The sequence below is a fragment of the Janthinobacterium sp. J1-1 genome (assembly GCF_030944405.1).
Lineage (GTDB): Bacteria > Pseudomonadota > Gammaproteobacteria > Burkholderiales > Burkholderiaceae_D > Janthinobacterium.
Genome location: NZ_CP132339.1, coordinates 5,499,171 through 5,518,016, shown reverse-complemented (window position 1 = coordinate 5,518,016; position 18,846 = coordinate 5,499,171). Strand labels below are relative to the sequence as shown.

Genomic DNA, 18,846 nt, shown 5'->3' with positions numbered 1-18,846 from the left:
AAACGCCATGCTGGAACTGATCGGAGTGCTGGGAGTGCTCGTCAGTATTATCGTCAAACTGATTTTTGTCCAGGTTTGCGGACGCTCAGCCAAACAAGAGGATTAATACGCGAGCGTCGCCACGAATCGGGCCGGCATGGGCAGTGCCTGCAAGCGGCAATCGATGGCGGCGCCATTCCATTCGTCCAGGGCCCGGCCGGCGTACTTGAGCGCCGCCTCGCGCGCCGTCCAGGCCTGCGCCAGGGCCAGCGGACGCTGGTCATGCGGACAGGCGCCCAGTTGTGCCGCCACATCAGGCCCCAGGTAATCCATCGCCACGGCAAACCAGTCATCGATCTCCTGCGCCCGCATCACATCGATGCCCACCGGCCCGTGCAGATGAATGGCCGCCAGCGAAATACCATCGTCATGACTGATCGACAGCCAGGCAGCGCGGCCAGTCAGCAGCAAACGCGGCGCGTGACCGGGCCGTGAGTCCACGCTGACGCCATCGATGGCGATATGCAGCCACTGCGCCACCGCCTCGCGCACGGCAAGACGAGTACGCTGGCGCGCCTCGGTACGTGGCAAGGCGCCGGCAATGCCGATCACCAGCACGCCATCGCCTTGCCAGTACCGTGTAAAACTCATGACCGCAGCGGCGCCGCCGGGCATCCCGCCCAGTTGCTGCCGGCCGGGATATGTTCGCCCTTCATCACGAGGGTCAAGGGACCCAGCCGCGCGTTGTCGCCCACTTTGGCGCTGTACAGCACCGAGCTGCGCGGCCCCATGTACACGCGCTGGCCGATTTCCACATGATCGATCTTCATCACGCGGTCTTCGAACAAGTGGGTCTGCGGGCAGGTCAAGGCATTCAATTCGCTGTGGTCGCCGATATGCACGCAGTCGAATTCGGTGATGTCGGTGGTGTCCATGTAGACGCCGCGGCCGATCTTGCAGCCGAACAGGCGGAAGGCCATCGGCAGCCATGGTGTGCCGCGCAGGTAGCGCATGAAGTTGGGTACGGCGATGCCTTCGTACAGATTCGTCACGCCTTCGGACAGCCACACGAACGGTGTCCACATCGGCGCGGCGTGCTTGCGGTAGCGTCCCAGCAGCAGCCATTTGAGCAGCACCACCAGCAGGAAATTGCCGATGCCGTAAGCGATGCCGGCCATCGCCAGGTCGGCCACCACTTCGCCCCAGCGCCCGGCGCCAGCCAGCGGCATCACGTCCAGCACCAGCGTGTAGCCGACGGCGATCACCAGCGCGTGCGGCGCGACGATGCGGAACGCTTCGATCAGGCTGCGGCCCAGGCGGCGCAGTGGCGAGGGCTTGAAGGTCAGGTGTTCGGCAAAGCCGCTGACCTGTTCGCGCGCCGGCAGGTGCATCGGCGGGGAGCCCAGCCAGGTGTCGCCGCCATGCATCTGCTCATTGCGCGGCGCATGCGTGTGCACGCCGATCAGCACATGCTCGGGCAGCACGGTGCCGTCGGGGATATAGCTGCCATTGCCGACAAAGCTGCGGTGCGAAATCACGGTCGGGCGCATGGTCATCCAGCCGCCGTCGATCTGCTCGTCGCCCAGCATCACGGCGTCGGCGATAAAAGTGTCGTCGCCCAGGGTCAGCATGTCGGGCACCACGCCCAGCGCGGTGGAAATCTCCGAGCCCTTGCCGACCTTGGCGCCCAGCAGGCGGTACCAGTACGGTGCGAAGACGGTGGCGTAAATGCCGTGCAGCACGTTCAGGCTCGACTCCTGGATATGGCTGACCAGCCACTTGGCGCAATAGATATTGCTGTGCACTGCAGACACACCAGGCTTCAGGCGCGGCAGCGCGCCCCAGCGGATGGCGGCCGACAGCAGCGCCGTCAGCACGATCAGCACGGCGCTGGCCGGGAAGGCCAGGATGAAGTAGCGCGCCAGCTGGGTGGTCGGGTCGCGCCCCTGCAGCCACGGCATCATTTCGCGTTCGTCGAACCAGTCGATCAGCACGAAACTGGGGAACACGGGCATAAAGAACAGCACCGCGATCAAGACCATGCCGAAGCAGAAGAACAGCATTTCGGCGCTCAGGCGGACCTTGCTCACGGCGGGCCGCGCCGGCTGGCTGGCCGGGTCGAACGCGCCTATATCGCGCGCGGGCGAACCGGTCCAGATGCGGCCGGCGGGCACCGATGCGCCATCGGCCAGCGCGGACTGGCCTTCCAGGTGGCCAAAGTCGCCGACCTTTGTGTTGCCTTCCAAAATCGCGTAGGAGCTGATGCAGGCGTCATTGCCGACGGTGATATGCCCCAGCAGCAAACGGCCCCGCTCGACGCGCGCGTTTTCGAAGTTGACGGCATTGCCGACGCTGACGTTGTCGCCGATGGACAGCAGCTCAGGCGCGCGCAGGGTCATGGAACCGATCACCACTTCCTTGCCGACTTTCGCACCGAGCGCGCGCAGCCACCAGCTATTGAGTGACGAGCCACTGAGCAGATAGGTGGGCGCCGATTCGACCAGCCTGTCGGCCAGCCACCAGCGGTAATAGGTGACGCCCCACAGCGGATAGCTGCCCGCTTTCAGGCGCCCGGCGATCAGCCATTTGCCTGCAATCGCGATGGCAAACTCGCCCAGGGTCGCCAGCAAAAATACCCCGATCGAGGCGGCCACGGCACGCGCCACGGTGTCGCCCGGGTCGCCCGTAAAATAATGATAGGTAAAGAAGGGCGCCAGCCACTGCGCCATGCGCAGGGTGACCAGCACCGGCACGGCCGCCGCCTGGGCCGCGCCGCAGGCCCAGCGCTTGATACGCGACGGTGGCGTCCACTCGGCTTCCGGCACGGCCAGCGCCGGCGCTTCGCCCAGCACGGCGGCGATTTTTCCCACTTCCCGATTGTGATAGATATCGCGCACGGTCATATGGGCGTAACGGGGATCGGCGCGCAGGCTGGAGGCCAGGCGCGCGGCGAGAAACGAGTGGCCACCCAGGTCGCTGAAAAAATCGGCCTGGCGCAGGATGGGCTGGCCCGGGAACAGTTGCGCCAGCGCCGCGAACAGGGCCGCTTCGGCTGGCGTTTCCGGCAAGTCCGATTCACCCGCATCACCCACCGGCGGCGCGGACAGGGGCATGGCTTTCAAGGCTTTCCGGTCGATCTTGCCGGAGGTCAGGCGCGGCATCAGCGGCAGCAGCTCGAACCGGCCCGGCACCATATACGGCGGCAGATGCAGGTTCAGCGCCGCGCGCAGGGTCTTCGGGGTCAGGGCATCATCGTTTGCATCGTCGCTGCCGACGATATACGCCACCAGCTGATCGATGCCGTCATCCTTGCGCAGCAGGACGGCCACCGTGCCCACGCCGCTCTGCTGCGCCAGCACGGCTTCGATCTCGCCCAGCTCCACGCGAAAACCGCGTATCTTCACCTGGTCGTCGGCGCGGCCCAGGCACAGCACCTGGCCGTCGGCATCGATGCGGGCCAGGTCGCCGGTGCGGTACAGGCGCGCGTCGTCCGGCCCCGTGCTCCAGGGATTGGGCAGGAATTTTTCCACCGTCAGGTCAGGCCGGCCCAGGTAGCCTTCGGCCAGGCCGGGGCCGATAATGCACAGTTCCCCCGTTTCGCCGCGCGGCAGCAGCGTCAATGGACGGTTTTCTCCCGCTTCCGCCACCTGCAGCACCAGCAGGCCATAGTTGGGCAGCGGCGTGCCGATGGTGACCGGCTGGCCCGGCAGCAAACGGGCCAGGCTGCACGAGACGGTCGCCTCGGTCGGGCCATAGGTGTTGAACATGGCGCGGCCGGGGCGCGACCAGCGCTCGACCAGGGATTCCGGGCACATCTCGCCGCCCAGGTTGATCAGGCGCAGGCTCGGCACTTCTTCGGCAAACAGCGCCAGCAGGGTCGGCACGGCATGGAGGACGGTTACCTGGTTTACGGCCAGCGCGCGCGGCAGCGCTTCCGGGTCGCCCGAGATCTCTTTCGGCCCCAGCCACAGGGTGGCGCCCACCAGGTAGGCGATCCAGATTTCTTCGAACGACATGTCGAAGGCGACCGAAAAGCCCTGGTAGACGGTGTCGCTTTGCGCGACTCCCAGCACCGCATTCTCGCTGCGCAGGAAGTGGCAGATGCTGCGCTGGTTGATCAATATGCCCTTCGGCTTGCCGGTCGAGCCCGAGGTGTAGATGACATAGGCGGGGTGTTCCGGCTTCGTCTCGTGACGTGTGTGCAGCACTTCGCCGGCAGCGCGCGGCGCCAGCAGCGACTCCGCCGTCCAGACGGGGCGCGTGACGCCAGCGTCCGCCAGGCGCGGCGCAAACTGCGCGCAGCTGACTATGCCCGCGCCATTGGCGTCATCGAGGCACACCTGCAGCCGTTCGACCGGCGTATCTTCATCGACCGGCAGCCAGGCGGCGCCCGCCTTGGCGATCGCCGCCTGCGTCAGGAGCAGGTTGGCGCCACGCGGCAGCCACAGGCCGACGATATCGCCGGGCCGCACGCCGGCCGCCACCAGGCGCGAGGCGGCCAGGCTGGACATCGCATCGAGTTCGGCGTAGCTGATACGGCGCTCGCCGTCGATCAGGGCAACCTGCTGCGGGCTGCGGCGGGCGGTGGCTTCCAGCAGGTCGGCCAGCACCTCGTTCTGCAGCAGATCCGGTCGTTCCGGGCCGTACAGGATGTCGGGTTGGCGGGTGATGCTGTCTGCGGTGAAATCGTTCATGATGACGCTTATGTGTGGTGCTCTGTGAGGTATCAAACTTGCGCCATGCTGGTGCGCGGCGCAGTTGATACATTACAGCAAGCAAGAGTTTTCAGCGTTGCAGAACGGGGACTTTAAATAATTTTTAAGCAATTGCGTGTCTTCGGCGTCAATTGCCATGATTACGGAATGTAAATCGCGGAAACATGGCGGCAATGTGCGCCAGCGTGGCCGCTGCAGGGTAGCCATGCAGGGCGCTGCCGGCCAGTCGTGTATCGCTACACCCCTCGGCGCGGAACTGCTGCAGCACATAGTTGCTGACGCCTTTGTTTGCCAGCGTTTCAGCCAGTTCCAGCAGCGCCGCGTCGGGCAGCAGGGCGGGATGGATGGTGGTGCGGCATTCGTGGGCCACGCCGCTTTCCACGATGGCGTCCAGGCAGAAGCGTGCCGGGTCGCCGCTGCCCGCCACGCCGGTAATCGCGCGATAGTGTGCAAAAGGGGCCTTGATATCGAAACCCACCCAGTCCACCAGCGGCAGCACTTGCGTCAGGCGCTGCGGGTAGATACAGGCCGTGTGCAGGCCTACATTGAATCCCAGCGCTTTCACGTCGCGCATGGCGTTTTCCAAGGCAGGGTCCATGCACGCTTCGCCGCCGCTGAAGACCACCGCGTCGACCAGGCCCACGCGGCGGCGCAGCAGCGCCAGCACGTCGGCCCATGGCGTCAGGGCGTCGCTGGCGCGCGGCTGCAGATGCGGATTGTGGCAATAGCCGCAGCGCCAGGGGCAGCCCTGCACGAACACCACGGCCGCCAGCTGGCCGGGATAGTCGGTGGCGGAGAACGGCGTGACGCCGCCCACCTTGAGCTCCCTGGCCATCAGCGACAGGTCAAAGGACCCGAGACCGAGGCGCACGCTTCGCTGAAGTACTGGCGCTCGTGGAATTCGCCCTGCTTGCCGATATTGAACGAGGCGACGGGGCGGTGATAGCCCATCACGCGGGTCCAGATTTCGCAGCGCTGGCGTTCGCTGTCGTCGAGTTCAATCGCGGGTGTCAGGTTTGGTCGTGCGTTCATGGTGTTTCCTCCAGTATGGCGTTCAGGTTGGCCTGCTTGCGGGCGATCAGCTCCGCGTCGCAGGTGGGGCAAAACTCGTGCTTGCCGGCCAGGTAGCCATGGCGCGGACAGATCGAAAAAGTGGGCGTGATGGTGATATACGGCAGAGAAAAGCGGCTCAATGCACGCTTGACCAGTTCGCGGCAGGCATTCGCGTCCGACAGCGCTTCCGTCATGTACAGGTGCAGCACCGTGCCGCCCGTGTATTTGCGCTGCAGCGCGTCCTGCAATTCCAGCGCCTCGAACGGGTCGTCGGTATGGCCGACCGGCAGTTGCGAGGAATTCGTGTAGTAGGGGTTGTCCACCGTGCCGGCCTGCAGGATGGCCGGATAGCGCTTGCGGTCTTCGCGCGCAAAGCGGTAGGTCGTGCCTTCGGCCGGCGTCGCTTCCAGGTTGTACATATGGCCCGTCTGCTCCTGGAACGCGATCATGCGCGCACGTACATGGTCGAGCAGACGGATCGCCAGCGCATGGCCCTCCTTGCTGGTGATGTCGTATTCGTTGCCGCTGAAATTGCGGATCATCTCGTTGATGCCGTTGACGCCCAGGGTGGAAAAATGATTGCGCAGGGTGCCCAGATAGCGTTTCGTGTACGGGAACAGGCCTTGCTGCATCAGGTCCTCGATGGTGGCGCGCTTGATTTCCAGGCTGGTCTTGCCCAGCTCCAGCAGGCGGTCCAGGTCGGCCAGCAAGGCCGCTTCGTCGCCGCGCCACAGATAGCCCAGGCGCGCGCAGTTGATGGTGACCACGCCCAGGGAACCCGTTTGCTCGGCCGAACCGAACAGGCCATTGCCGCGTTTGAGCAGTTCGCGCAGGTCCAGCTGCAGGCGGCAGCACATGGAACGTATCATGTTCGGTTTCAGTTCCGAATTGATGAAATTCTGGAAGTAGGGCAGGCCGTAGCGCGCCGTCATCTCGAACAGGCGCTCTGCGTTTTCGCTGTGCCAGTCGAAGTCCTCGGTGATGTTGTAGGTCGGGATCGGGAAGGTGAACACGCGGCCCTTGGCGTCGCCCGCCATCATGATCTCGATATACGCGCGGTTGATCATGTCCATTTCAAGCTGCAGCTCGCCGTAGGAAAACGGCATTTCGACGCCGGCGACCACCGGTATCTGCTCGCGCAAATCTTCCGGGCAGACCCAGTCGAAGGTCAGGTTGGTGAACGGCGTTTGCGTGCCCCAGCGCGACGGCACGTTGAGGTTGTAGATCAGCTCCTGCATATACTGCAGCACGTCGGCATAGGCCAGGCCATCCTTGCGGATAAACGGCGCCATATAGGTGTCGAAGGAGCTGAAGGCCTGCGCGCCGGCCCACTCGTTCTGCAGGGTGCCGAGAAAATTGACGATCTGGCCGATGGCCGATGACATGTGTTTCGGCGGGCTTGACTCGACCTTGCCCGGCACGCCGTTCAGGCCTTCATGCAGCAGGGTGCGCAGCGACCAGCCGGCGCAGTAGCCGGCCAGCATGTCGAGGTCGTGGATATGCAGGGCCGCCTCGCGGTGGGCCGCGCCCACTTCCGGCGGATAGACCTGGTCGAGCCAGTAGTTGGCGATCACCTTGCCCGACACATTGAGTATCAGGCCGCCCAGCGAATAGCCCTGGTTGGCGTTGGCGTTGACCCTCCAGTCGCGCCGTTCCAGGTACTCGTTGATGGATGCGGCGACGTCGACCTGGCCGTGTTTTTTCGACGCTGTGACGGGTAGTGCGCTAGCTGACATGAAACCTCCAATAACCACAACATGCGGTGTTTTATTGAAGGTTATCGACTAAATGTAGTGTCGTCAAAGGGCGCGTGCAAGCGATTGGCGGAACCTTGATCCAGGTGAAAATCGCGCAGCCATCATTTTTTGTCCCACCGCGTTTCGCGCAGGATCATGTACGTGGTGCCGAAGAATGCGCCGCCGCAGGCGACGATGCTGATGACGGAGGCGGGCAGCACATGGATCCAGATTTCGGCCGGCGAAAAGGTGCTCCAGCTGGCCACGCGGATATCAAACGTGATGTAGTTGGCCAGCAGCCAGTACGCGGCCAGGATGGCGGTGCAGATGGCGCTCTGGCGCAGCAGCGGCACCTGGCGGCGCGCAAACACGGCCAGCAGGAACAGCAGCACCACGCCCGGATACACGCCCAGAATCTCGGGCGAAAACATGTGCGTGCTGTTGATGTCATGGCCTTCGACGGGCGACGCCCATTGCACTTGCAGCGCGGTCAGGAACAGGGTCAGGAGCAGTATCAGCAGGGGTTTGCGGGTCATGGCGGTGGCTGGAATGAATAGGAGTTAGGCACGATGGCAGTGCCGCATTCTACAGCGCAAGGAGGGGTGCCGATGCATGCATTCCTTCACCTGCGTCAAGGACTCCCCACATGGCGCGGGGCTATAGTCTCGACCCTGAGCCGATACAGAAAGTCCCCATCATGAAGCTTGAACATTCCACCGCCCAGCGCGTGGCCGGACCGCTGGAACTGGTCTGCCCGGCCGGCAGCCTGCCGGCCCTGAAAGCGGCGGTCGACAATGGCGCCGACACCGTCTACCTCGGCTTTCGCGACGCCACCAATGCGCGCAATTTCGCCGGCCTCAATTTCGACGAAAAGGCGATTGCCGAAGGCGTGCGCTACGCCCACCAGCACGGCCGCAAGGTGCTGCTGGCGCTGAATACCTATCCGCAGCCGCACAACTGGATGGTCTGGCGCAGCGCCATCGACCGCGCGGCGGACGCAGGCCTGAACGCCATTATCGTCGCCGATCCGGGGCTGATGGCGTACGCGTCGCAGCATCATCCGCAGCTGCGGCTGCACCTGTCGGTGCAGGGCTCGGCCACCAACTACGAAGCCATCAATTTTTATCACGAACACTTCGGCGTCTCGCGCGCCGTGCTGCCGCGCGTGCTGTCGATGACGCAGGTGGAACAGCTGATCGCCAAGACGCCGGTCGAGATCGAAGTATTCGGTTTCGGCAGCCTGTGCGTGATGGTCGAAGGGCGCTGCGCGCTGTCGTCGTATGCGACCGGCGAAGCGCCCAATACCCACGGCGTGTGTTCTCCCGCCAAGGCCGTGCGCTGGGTGGAAACCGCAGGCGGCCTGGAGTCGCGCCTGAACGGCGTGCTGATCGACCGTTACGCCCCCGGCGAAAACGCCAGCTATCCGACCCTGTGCAAGGGCCGTTTCGACGTCGACGGCGAACAGTATTACGCCATCGAGGAACCGGCCAGCCTGAACACGCTGGCGTTGCTGCCGCAGTTGATCGCCATGGGCGTCAAGGCGGTGAAAATCGAAGGCCGCCAGCGCAGCCCCGCCTATGTGGCGCAGGTCACGCGCGTCTGGCGCGACGCGATTGACGCGTGCCGGGAAGGGCAGCAGCGCTACGCCGTCAAGCCGGGCTGGATGGCGGCGATGGACAAGCTGGCCGAGGGCCAGCAGCACACTTTGGGCGCCTATCACCGCTCCTGGAAATAAGAAAACCTGCTGCGCGACCCGGGGCGCGGCCTGCGATGCTCACTGTGCTCAAGCACAGCTGCGCTTCTCGGCCACGCCGCGAGCCGCTCGCTACGGTTTTGTAACTATAAAATGAAGGAACAGGTATGCTAAAACTGTCATTGGGGCCGTTGCTGTATTACTGGCCGCGCGCCACCGTCTTCGAGTTCTACCAGCAGGTTGCCGACACCGCCGTCGATATCGTCTACCTGGGCGAGACGGTCTGTTCGCGCCGCCATGAACTGCGCCTCTCGGACTGGCTCGATATCGCCGACCTGCTGGCGGCCGCCGGCAAGGAAGTGGTGCTGTCGACCCAGGCCCTGATCGAGTCCGGCGCCGAGCTGGCTACCCTGCGCCGCATCGCCGGCAATGGACGCTATGCGGTCGAGGCGAACGATTTCGGCGCCGTGCACTGCCTGGAAAAGGGCCAAGCCTTCGTCGCCGGCCCCCACCTGAACCTGTTCAACGGCCCCAGCCTGCAACTGCTGGCCGGCCTCGGCGCGCGGCGCTGGGTGATGCCGCTGGAAATGAGCCAGGATGCATTGGCCGAACTGCAGCGCCAGGCGCCGGACGGTATCGAGACCGAAGTGTTTTCCTATGGCCGCATGCCGCTGGCGTTTTCCGCGCGCTGCTTCACGGCGCGCAACCGCAACCTGCCGAAAGACGACTGCCAGTACAGCTGCCTGCAGGAGCCCGACGGCCTGTTGCTGCGCACGCGCGATGCGCAGCCCTTCCTGGTGCTGAACGGCACGCAGACGCAGTCGGCGCTGGTGTACAACCTGGTGCGCGAACTCGTTGCGATGGCCGCGCTGGGCGTGGGCGTGGCCCGCCTCAGCCCGCAGGAACACCATACGGTGGAAGTGATCGGCATCTTCGACCAGGCCCGGCGCGGCCTGCTTTCCGCCGACGACGCGCAGGCGCAACTGGCGGCCTGCCATGCGGCCGGTACCTGCGACGGCTACTGGCATGGCCAGCCGGGCATGCACAGCCAGGCGAATGCGCTTCACGAAGCGCTCCATTGAACCTCACGGGAATCACATGCTGAACACGATAGAAACACTGCCGCCATTCCGGCTGCCGGTGCCCTTGGTCGCGCTGCTGGCCAGGCTGCCGCCATACCCCGCTTCCTGGGCCTTCGTGCAGGGCCTGAACCGCCTGCTGGCGCCGCAATTGCCCGGCGATGTGCGCGCGCTGTTACAAGGACGCAGCCTGCGCCTGCGGGTGCTCGATGCCGGTGTGGCGGTGGATTTTTGCTGGCAGGGAGGGCAGTTCGCGCCGGCCCGCCATGGCCAGGCGCCGGACCTGACCATCGGCGCCAGCGCGCATGATTTGCTGCTGCTGGCGCGGCGCCAGGAAGACCCGGACACCCTGTTCTTCAGCCGCCGCCTGTTGCTCGAAGGCGATACGGAGCTGGGCCTGCTGTTCAAGAACACGCTCGATGCGCTGGAATTGCCACCGTTCGACCTGCAGTCGCTGCATCCGCGCCGCGTGCTGGCGCAGCTGTGCGGGAAGGTAGAAAAAACTTAGCTGCGGTGGCAGTGGCCGCAGGCGCCGGTGCAGGGAATCGGTGCCTGCGCCTGTGCCATCTCGCCGATAAAGCCGGCGCCGTTGACGGCATCGATCACGGCGGCCAGCAGGCCCTCCTGCGCGGCCACCGTTTCGTCGAACTGCACCGTGGCGTCATTGCGCGCCAGCGATACGCACACCGTTTCGACTCCCTTGATATTTTCCAGTACTTCCGTCAGTGCGTCGGCGCAGCCCTCGTGGTCCATGCCGGTAATTGTCAATCGCGCTGTTTGCATCGCTTCCCTCTTGCTTTTCAGATAAAAAAACAGCGTAGGCGAGGGCGCCATATTCCGTCCAGAGCAGCGCGCCCGGTTTGTTTGCTTTTTCACGATTCCTTGATCTGCATCCAATCAGCGATGCTTGTGACTGCCCTGCCACCCGGTTCAACAGTGCAGGCTGGCGTGGACATCCTTGCCTATAATTGCTATTGTGAAAGTATAAACATGGCCATCCCGTGCTTTCGCTTTTTTATGGACAGGACACCACATGGGCCCCACCGCAATCTCTTTTTTCACTGCCAGTGCCTTGGCGCTGGCGACCTCTGCGCAGGCGCAGAGCGTCAGTTTTGACGCAGCGCTGCGGCAGGCGGCCGGCGCTTCGGGCGCCGTGCAGGGCGCCTCGCTCGACGTGCGCGCCAAGACCCTGAAGGCGGAAGCCCTGTCGAATATCGACGGCCCCTCGCTGGACCTGACGGCCTTTCGCGGCCGCCTGTCGACCGACCTGAGTCTCGATACCAGCCGCTTTGCCGGCGTGGCGGGCGGCATCGGCGCTGCGCTGCCGAACTTGCCAATACCGGAAATCCCGAACTCGCTGGACCGCGAAGTGGTGACCAATCTCACTTCGTTCGGCCTGGTCGGCATGTGGCCGATCTACACGGCGGGGCGGCTCGACGCCGTCAAGGGCGTGGCGGCCGGCATGGCGCAGGAGGCCGATGCCGAACGGGTCGAGGCCGAGGAAAAACTCACTACCCAGGTGGCGCAGCGCTATTTCCAGCTGCTGCTGGCGCAACGGGTGGTGGCCGTGCGCGCCGAAGTGACGGCGGGCGTGACGCAGCACCAGCGCGACGCGGCCAGGCTGGAAAAGGGCGGCCTGATCTCGCGCGCCGAACGCCTGCGCGCCGACGTGGCGCTCGACGCTGCGCGCAGCGAGGAAGCCCAGGCGCGCAGCGATGCGGAAATCGCGCAAGTGGCGCTGGACCGGCTGCTGAACACGGGCGCCCAGGTGCGCCCCGCCACGCCGCTGTTCGTCAACTCGCTGCCGGTGGGCAGCCTGCAATCGTTCATCGACACCGGCATGCGCGAGAACGCGGCCTGGAAAAAGATCGCCAGCAAACGCTTTCAATCGGAACAGGCGTTGCGCCTGCACGGCAAGGAATACAGCCCGACCGTGTTCGCCGTCGGTAACTACAATCTCAACCGGGGCGGCGAACGGGTGGTGCGCTCGAACTGGGCGGTCGGAGTGGTGGTCTCGGTCCCGCTGGTGCACCGTATCAATACGGGCAAGCTGATCGAAGCGGCGAAACTGGACCAGGAGCGTGTGGAAGTGACGGCGCGCCAGGCCGGACGCGATATTCCCACCCTGATCGAAAAGAACTGGCGCACGGTGGAAAACGCGCGCATCCAGTTCCTCTCCACCACGTCTTCAGTGGAACTGGCGCGTGAAAATATCCGCCTGCAGACGGTCGCCTTCCAGCAGGGGCAGGTGACGTCGCTGGAAGTGGTCGATGCGCGCCTGAACCTGGCGAAGATCGAAACCCAGCGCGCACAGACCGCCTATAACTATGTGCTGGGCCTGGCGCAACTGCTGGAAGCGGCCGGCGAGACGCAGCGCCTGGGCAGCCTGGCGGCATCGGCCGACATACACTTACCTCTGGATACCGCACCATGAGCACTTTCAAGAAACAGCTCGCCGGGCTGCTCGGCATTATCGTGTTGATCTTTGTCGCCTGGGGCTTGTACCAGGCTTTCCTGCCGCAGCGCCTGCCCTTGCAGGGGCAGATGGATGCGCAGGAAGTCAACGTCTCGTCCAAGGTGGCGGGCCGGGTCGGCCAGGTCAACGTCCGGCTGGGCGACACCGTCAGCCAGGGCCAGCTGCTGTTCCAGCTGACCAGCCCCGAAGTGGACGCCAAGGTGGCGCAGGCCACCGCCGCCGCGCAGGCGGCCGACGCCGTGGCGCAGAAAGCGCAGGCCGGCGCACGGCCCGAGGAGGTGCGGGCGGCAAAAGCCAACTGGCAGCGCGCGCAGACCGGCGCGGCCATCGCCAGGACCACGTATGACAGGGTCAACAACATGTTTGCCGAAGGCGTGATCGCGCGCCAGAAGCGCGACGAAGCCGAAGCCCAGTGGCGCGCCGCCGAGCAGCAGGCGCAGGCCGCGCGCGCCCAGTACGACATGGCCAATGCGGGCGCGCGGCCCGAGGACAAGAATGCCGCCAACGCCCAGGCGCGCCAGGTGGGCGCCGTGCTGACGGAAGCGCAGGTGGCGCTGGCGGAGACCAAAATCACCGCGCCCGTGGCCGGCCAGGTCAGCAAGATCCAGATCCAGCCCGGCGAGCTGGCGCCGCAGGGCTTTCCCGTGATGACCCTGGTCAACCTGGCCGACGCCTGGGCCGTGCTGCAGGTGCGCGAAGACGAGATGGCGGCGTTCGCCATGGGCAGCACGCACACGGCCAATGTGCCGGCCCTGAAACAGCAGCTGACCTTCAAGGTCAGCTCGGTGGCCGTGATGCCGGACTTTGCCACCTGGCGCGCGGCGCGCCCGGGCGGCACCGACTTGCGCACCTTCGAGATCCGCCTGCGCCCGGCCATCAGGGTCCAGGGCCTGCGCCCCGGCATGTCGGTCGTGTTTCCACCGCTGTGAACCGGCATGACTGAAGCGATCAGGCAGCAGCAGCCGTCGGCGCTGGCGCGCGAGTGGGCGCGGCTGCGTGCCGACTTCTGGGACTTCGGCATGCTGAGCTGGATACCGCTGCTGCTGTGCGGCCTGCTGTGGTGGATTTTTTCGGCCGGCATTGCGCGCGACTTGCCGATCGCCGTCATCGACCGCGACAACTCGGCGTTGTCGCGCCAGCTCACGCGCTGGCTCGATGCCTCGCCCGGCGTCCTCGTCGCGGCCAAGGTGGGTTCCAGCGACCAGGCCTTGGCGCTGCTGCGCGAGCGCTCGGCGTTTGGCTACCTGGTGATACCCGACGGTTTTGAAAAAGAGCTGTCGCAAGGGCGCCAGGCCACCGTGCAATGGCTGTACAACGCGCAGTTTTCCTCGCACGCGGGAGCCTTGCTGCGCGACGTGCGCACGGTGTCGACCACCTTGTCGGCCGGCGTCGAGATGACGGCGCGCGGCAAGAAGGGCGTAGCCGGCGTGCAGGCGGCCGCCCAGTTCGAGCCGGTGCGCACGCAGTTGAACAGCCTGTATAACGAGAACACCAGCTATGAGGCGTTTTTGACCCTGGCGCTGATGCCGTCCATGCTGCAGATCTTTATCGTGATCGCGGTGGTCACCACGGTCGGGCGCGAACTGCGCGACGGCACCGTGCCGCAATGGCTGGCCTCGGCCGGGGGCAGCTGGTGGCGCGCGGTGGGCGCCAAGCTGCTGTTTCCCCTGCTCGCGTATGCGGCGCTGGCGCTGCTGTATCTGCTGTTTTTCAGCCTGGCGCGGGGCTGGGCGGTGGCCGGCAGCCTGCCTGGCCTGGTGCTGGGCATGCTGCTGCTGGTGCTGGCGTATTGCGCCCTGGGCTTGCTGCTGATCGCGTCGACCTTGTCGCTGCGCCTGTCATTGTCGGGTACGGCGTTTATTACCGCGCCGGCGTTTGCGTTTGCCGGTCAGGCTTTTCCGCTGATGGCCATGCCGCCGGCGGCGCGCGCCTGGGCGCAGGCCTTGCCGCTCACGCATTACCTGGAACTGCAAACAATGTACTGGCTGGCCGGCGCGCCATGGCGTTATGGCGCGGCGCAGCTGCTGGTGCTGGCCGGCTTTGCCATCGGCTGCGGCGCGCTGGGTTTGCTGCTGCTGGCGCGTCGCGCGAATGCACCCGCTGCCTGGGGTAAAACATGATGTGGAAAGCATTTCTGTCCACCTGGCGCGCCATGCTGACGGACAAGGGCGCCTTGACCCTGCTGTTTGTCGGCGGTGTTTTATATTCCTTCTTCTATCCGCTGCCCTACACCAAGGAAGTGGTGCAGCGGGTGCCGGTGGCCGTGGTCGACCAGGATCGCAGCAGCATGTCGCGCCAACTGACGCGCTTTGCCATGGCCCATCCGGCCTTGAACGTGGTGGCCGTCACCCCCGAGCTGCCCGCCGCCCAGGACCTGCTGTGGCGCGGTGACGTCATGGGCGTGCTGATCATCCCCGAAGGCTTGCAGACGGAGGTGCTGGCCGGCCGCGCGGCGCAGGCGCAGGTGGCCGGCAATGGCCTGTACCTGATGCTCAACAAGGTGGCGCTGAATGGACTGGCCGAAGTGGTGGGCACGGTCTCTGCCGGCATCGAACTGAAACGCCTGGCGGCCGCCACGCCATCGAGCTACCAGGCGAACGGCCAGCGCGCGCCGGTCGCGTTCGACGCCGTGCCCCTGTTTAATGTGAAGGAGGGTTATGGCGCCTACGTGGTGCCGGGCGTGGCCACCCTGATCGTGCAGCAGACGCTGTTGATCGGCATGACCATGTTGTTCGGCACATGGTACCAGCGCAAGACGTTTCCCTTGCCCGGCCCGCGCACGGCAGGGGGCTACCTGGGCATGCTGCTGGCGTTCGCCTCGGTCGCCTTTTTGAACTGCTGCTATTTCTTCGGCTTCGTGTTCTGGTTCCAGGACTATCCGCGCGGCGGCAATTTTGGCGGCTTGCTGCTGTTGCTGCCGCTGTTTTCGCTGACGGTGGCGGCCTTCGGCATGCTGCTGGCGATGCTGTTTCGCACGCGCGAACGGGGCACGCAGCTGATGATCGCCACCTCGATGCCGGTCCTGTTCCTGGCCGGCCTGACCTGGCCCGTGAGCTCGATGCCGGTTGTGCTGCAATGGCTGCGCTGGCTGCTGCCATCGACGGCCGGCATCCAGGGTTTTGTCGCGCTGAACCAGATGGGCGCCTCGGTGTACGAAATACGCCATGAAGTGGCAGGGCTGCTGGGCTTGCTGTTGGCGTGCCTGGCGCTGGGATGGCGGCGCTGGCGCAGGGAAGAAAAAACCAGCTGACCGGGCTTTATTTTTCGCGGGCAGATGATACGATCAATGGCCGATCAATCATCTTTGCGAGGATAGCCATGCCAGTCAACCCGTCCCTTACAACTTCCCCTGGAACCGTCCAGCCGGCACCCGGCAACTCCCTCGGCTTTGACGCCGACAGCATTATCAGCCAGGGCACGGCACAGGCGTTTGCCAGTCAGGGCTACCGTTTTTGCGTGCGCTACCTGTCCCTGCAGGCAAGCACCGCGCCGGGCGACCTGACCGCCGCCGAAGCGCAGGGCATCCTCGCCGGCGGGCTGGCGCTGATGCCGGTGCAGCATGTGCTGGAGCCGGGCTGGTCGCCCACGGCGCAACTGGGCGAGGAACACGGCGCCAACGCCGCGGCCCAGGCGCTGGCCATCGGCGTGCCGCCACAAGTCAATGTCTGGCTGGACCTCGAGGGCGTCAACGCCGGGGCGGCTCCACAGGACGTGATCGCTTACTGCACCAGCTGGTTTCAGGAGGTGTCGGTGAAGGGCTACCTGCCGGGCCTGTATGTGGGCGCCAATTGCGGCCTGGACGGCCAGCAGCTGTACGACCTGCCGTTCCAGCACTACTGGCATTCGGAAAGCACCGTGCCGGCGATTCCGGGCCGTGGCTACCAGATGATGCAAAAGCCGCAGTCCGGTACCGTCAATGGGCTGTCGATCGATGTGGACACCACCATGGTGGACGAGTTGGGCGGCGTGCCGCAGTGGTGGGTCAGGGCGGGCTGAGCGGCCTTCCATCCGAACAGTGCTTCTTGGCGTGTTGTGCAATAATTTCATTTCCTTAACGGAAGAATATTGCCATGTCGCCTTTTAATCTGTTCCAGCGCCTCTCGCAAGCCCCCACCAAACCCAAGACGGCGCCCGCCGCGCGGCAGTTCGATGTGGCGGACTTGTACCAGGGGCCGGTGGCGCTGGGCGGGGAGGGTGAGAGCACCACGCGGCCGTTTGACGAGAAGCTGCGCCAGGCCTATTTCTGGATCGTCAACCACGCCATTATCAGCCCCCATTACGATATCGAATACAACGACGGGCCGTCGCAAACCTATATGGTGGGCGACAGCCGGCGCACGCTGAATTTGCCATCGGCGCAAAGCTATTCGAGTTTTATCCTGCTGCCGCTGCTGACGTTTGCCACGCGCCGCAAATGCCTGTTTGTCGGCGGTCCTGGCCGCGGCAAGACGGCCAGCGCGCTGTTGATGGGAGTGCTGGCCGGGTCGTCGGTGAAAGAAGTGAAACGGGCGATGCAGCATGGCCATCCGCAGATGACGATCGCCGATTTGCTGGGCAATCCGCTGCCGGCCGACCTGGTCAACGCGCAAAGCATGGACGAGATCCGCATCGCCTGGCGCGCCTGGCTGGGCATGCGCGTGAAAATCGTCGACGAATACAACCGCATCCCCACGCGCACGCAAAGCGCGCTGCTGACCGTGATGGGTGACAATTACGCGGAAGTGCTGAACCATATCTACGAATGCCCGGAAGCGGCCTGGTATTTGACGGCCAACGACGACCAGGGTGGCGGCACCTACCAGGTGATCGAGGCGCTGCGCGACCGGGTCGACGTGACCGTGCAGGCGCTGGCGTTCAACCCGCGCTTTTTGAACGAACTGCTGCTGCGCGTGGAAGAAAACGTGCGGCCGGAAGAGCTGGTGCCACCCGATATCATCTTCACGGAAAGCGAAGTGGACCAGATCGGCAACGATATCCGCCAGGTGGCAGTGCCCGACGCCGTGCGCCGCCGCCTGGAATTTTTTGCCAGCCAGTTCGAGCTGTTCGAGACGGCCGGCGGCCAGTTCGAATACATGACCAAGGATACGGCGCGCCTGTCCGGCGCCGACCGCAATGCCGCGCAGGCGGCCGACAACGGGCGCGACCGCCTGAAGGACCTCGGCTGCCAGACCCTGAACGGCATCTCGGTGCGCACCCTGATGGCGCTGCTGATCTACGCCAAGGCGATGGCTTATTTCCGCGGCAACGGCGAAGTGGCGCTGGAAGACCTGCGCCAGGTGCTGCCGTTCGTGCTGCACAACAAGCTGCAGCCGGACCTCGACGCGCCGTTCTTTGCGCTGCCCGAAAACGCCGCCTACCGCAGCGACAGGCTGGGCTGGCTGCGCCGCCTGTTCGATTTGTCCAACGATGAATACAACCGCCTGAACCTGGACCGCGACGATCCGGTCGGCGTGCTGTCCGCCGAATTCGACCTGGGTCTCGATGGCCTGAGCGAGCGCGATACGCTGGCGCGGCTGAACCGCATCGAAAAGCTGATCGGCGAACGGACCAAGGGGCGCAAGCTGTATGGCCCACTGTACGACGACCTGCTGAAACTGAAGTACCTGCACCAGCGCTATACCAATTACCGCACGTGGCTGCGTTCGCAATGAGCTGCGATTATTGCCAGGGATTTCTCGACGCGCTGGCGCTGCTCAACTCCGAGGCGAGCGACCTGTGCGCCAGTTACGAGATCGTGCGCCTGCCCGACGCGCCCGATCTCGCCACGGCGCTCGGCCTGCGCGTGGAAGACCATGCGCGGAACCAGATCAGTCCCTCGCGCGAACTGTCTGCGCCGCTGTGGCAGATCGCCACCACGCCGATTCCGCGCGCGCAGTTGCAGCAGGTGTGCCAGCGCTGGTTTTTTTCGTCGCAGCACATGCAGGCGGCACCTGCCGGCCAGTTTCGCACCAACCTGGCCGCGGCGTTTCTGGAAGCGCTGGACCAGGCGCTGGACGGCTTCGACGCTCATTCGGTAACCATGGCGCCGCCCATGTGGTACGCCATCCACTGGGACGAGATCGCGTTTGTGCGTGGCGCCGAACGCTATCTGCTGCATTTTTCGCATAGTGATTAA

General features: G+C 64.9%; 17 protein-coding genes. 10 read left to right on the top strand and 7 right to left on the bottom strand.

The window, feature by feature from the left end; translation table 11 throughout:
- Nucleotides 1-102: 102 nt before the first annotated feature.
- The 6 genes from Q8L25_RS25280 to Q8L25_RS25255 all read right to left on the bottom strand — a co-directional run bounded on the left by Q8L25_RS25280 (nucleotide 103) and on the right by Q8L25_RS25255 (nucleotide 8,019).
- Nucleotides 103-630, bottom strand: coding sequence for a 4'-phosphopantetheinyl transferase superfamily protein (locus Q8L25_RS25280; protein WP_308922023.1), 528 nt, complete (start codon nucleotides 628-630; stop codon nucleotides 103-105).
- Entirely contained in the window at nucleotides 627-4,673 is a 4,047-nt protein-coding gene (locus Q8L25_RS25275; RefSeq protein ID WP_308922022.1) for a Pls/PosA family non-ribosomal peptide synthetase, read from the bottom strand. Before Q8L25_RS25275 ends, Q8L25_RS25280 begins: the two co-directional genes overlap by 4 nt.
- A gap of 148 nt (nucleotides 4,674-4,821) precedes the next feature.
- Entirely contained in the window at nucleotides 4,822-5,529 is a 708-nt protein-coding gene (locus Q8L25_RS25270; protein WP_308925803.1) for an anaerobic ribonucleoside-triphosphate reductase activating protein, read from the bottom strand.
- Entirely contained in the window at nucleotides 5,529-5,726 is a 198-nt protein-coding gene (gene nrdD, locus Q8L25_RS25265; RefSeq protein WP_308922021.1) for an anaerobic ribonucleoside-triphosphate reductase, read from the bottom strand. Before nrdD ends, Q8L25_RS25270 begins: the two co-directional genes overlap by 1 nt.
- Nucleotides 5,723-7,483 (bottom strand): ribonucleoside triphosphate reductase, encoded by a 1,761-nt coding sequence (locus Q8L25_RS25260; protein WP_308922020.1) that lies wholly within the window; start codon nucleotides 7,481-7,483, stop codon nucleotides 5,723-5,725. Before Q8L25_RS25260 ends, nrdD begins: the two co-directional genes overlap by 4 nt.
- 122 nt (nucleotides 7,484-7,605) lie before the next feature.
- Nucleotides 7,606-8,019 (bottom strand): hypothetical protein, encoded by a 414-nt coding sequence (locus Q8L25_RS25255; RefSeq protein ID WP_308922019.1) that lies wholly within the window; start codon nucleotides 8,017-8,019, stop codon nucleotides 7,606-7,608.
- Nucleotides 8,020-8,180: 161 nt separating this feature from the next.
- Between Q8L25_RS25255 and Q8L25_RS25250 the strand changes: the two genes are divergently transcribed.
- The 3 genes from Q8L25_RS25250 to Q8L25_RS25240 all read left to right on the top strand — a co-directional run bounded on the left by Q8L25_RS25250 (nucleotide 8,181) and on the right by Q8L25_RS25240 (nucleotide 10,763).
- Entirely contained in the window at nucleotides 8,181-9,218 is a 1,038-nt protein-coding gene (locus Q8L25_RS25250; RefSeq protein ID WP_308922018.1) for a peptidase U32 family protein, read from the top strand.
- 125 nt (nucleotides 9,219-9,343) lie between these two features.
- Nucleotides 9,344-10,258, top strand: a complete 915-nt coding sequence (locus Q8L25_RS25245; protein WP_308922017.1) for a U32 family peptidase — start codon at nucleotides 9,344-9,346, stop codon at nucleotides 10,256-10,258.
- A 16-nt stretch (nucleotides 10,259-10,274) separates the two neighbouring features.
- Entirely contained in the window at nucleotides 10,275-10,763 is a 489-nt protein-coding gene (locus tag Q8L25_RS25240) for an SCP2 sterol-binding domain-containing protein (protein WP_308922016.1), read from the top strand.
- On the opposite strand, the gene Q8L25_RS25235 is transcribed toward Q8L25_RS25240, so the two are convergent.
- A complete protein-coding gene (locus Q8L25_RS25235) occupies nucleotides 10,760-11,038 on the bottom strand; it encodes a heavy-metal-associated domain-containing protein (RefSeq protein WP_308922015.1) in 279 nt (92 codons plus the stop codon). The two genes, Q8L25_RS25240 and Q8L25_RS25235, sit on opposite strands and share 4 nt — an antisense overlap.
- Nucleotides 11,039-11,288: 250 nt before the next feature.
- Between Q8L25_RS25235 and Q8L25_RS25230 the strand changes: the two genes are divergently transcribed.
- From Q8L25_RS25230 to Q8L25_RS25200, 7 genes are all read left to right on the top strand, one after another.
- Entirely contained in the window at nucleotides 11,289-12,689 is a 1,401-nt protein-coding gene (locus Q8L25_RS25230) for a TolC family protein (protein ID WP_308922014.1), read from the top strand.
- Nucleotides 12,686-13,660: an HlyD family efflux transporter periplasmic adaptor subunit gene (locus Q8L25_RS25225; protein WP_308922013.1), complete on the top strand. Its 975-nt coding sequence runs from the start codon at nucleotides 12,686-12,688 to the stop codon at nucleotides 13,658-13,660. The genes Q8L25_RS25230 and Q8L25_RS25225 overlap by 4 nt, the downstream gene beginning before the upstream one ends.
- Before the next feature lie 6 nt (nucleotides 13,661-13,666).
- Nucleotides 13,667-14,851: an ABC transporter permease gene (locus Q8L25_RS25220; protein WP_308922012.1), complete on the top strand. Its 1,185-nt coding sequence runs from the start codon at nucleotides 13,667-13,669 to the stop codon at nucleotides 14,849-14,851.
- Nucleotides 14,848-15,981 carry an ABC transporter permease gene (locus Q8L25_RS25215; protein WP_308922011.1) on the top strand — a complete coding sequence of 378 codons (1,134 nt, stop codon included), beginning with the start codon at nucleotides 14,848-14,850 and terminating at the stop codon, nucleotides 15,979-15,981. Before Q8L25_RS25220 ends, Q8L25_RS25215 begins: the two co-directional genes overlap by 4 nt.
- A gap of 68 nt (nucleotides 15,982-16,049) precedes the next feature.
- Nucleotides 16,050-16,727, top strand: coding sequence for a DUF1906 domain-containing protein (locus Q8L25_RS25210; RefSeq protein WP_308922010.1), 678 nt, complete (start codon nucleotides 16,050-16,052; stop codon nucleotides 16,725-16,727).
- 74 nt (nucleotides 16,728-16,801) lie between these two features.
- Entirely contained in the window at nucleotides 16,802-18,382 is a 1,581-nt protein-coding gene (locus Q8L25_RS25205; RefSeq protein ID WP_308922009.1) for an AAA family ATPase, read from the top strand.
- Nucleotides 18,379-18,846 carry a hypothetical protein gene (locus Q8L25_RS25200; RefSeq protein ID WP_308922008.1) on the top strand — a complete coding sequence of 156 codons (468 nt, stop codon included), beginning with the start codon at nucleotides 18,379-18,381 and terminating at the stop codon, nucleotides 18,844-18,846. Before Q8L25_RS25205 ends, Q8L25_RS25200 begins: the two co-directional genes overlap by 4 nt.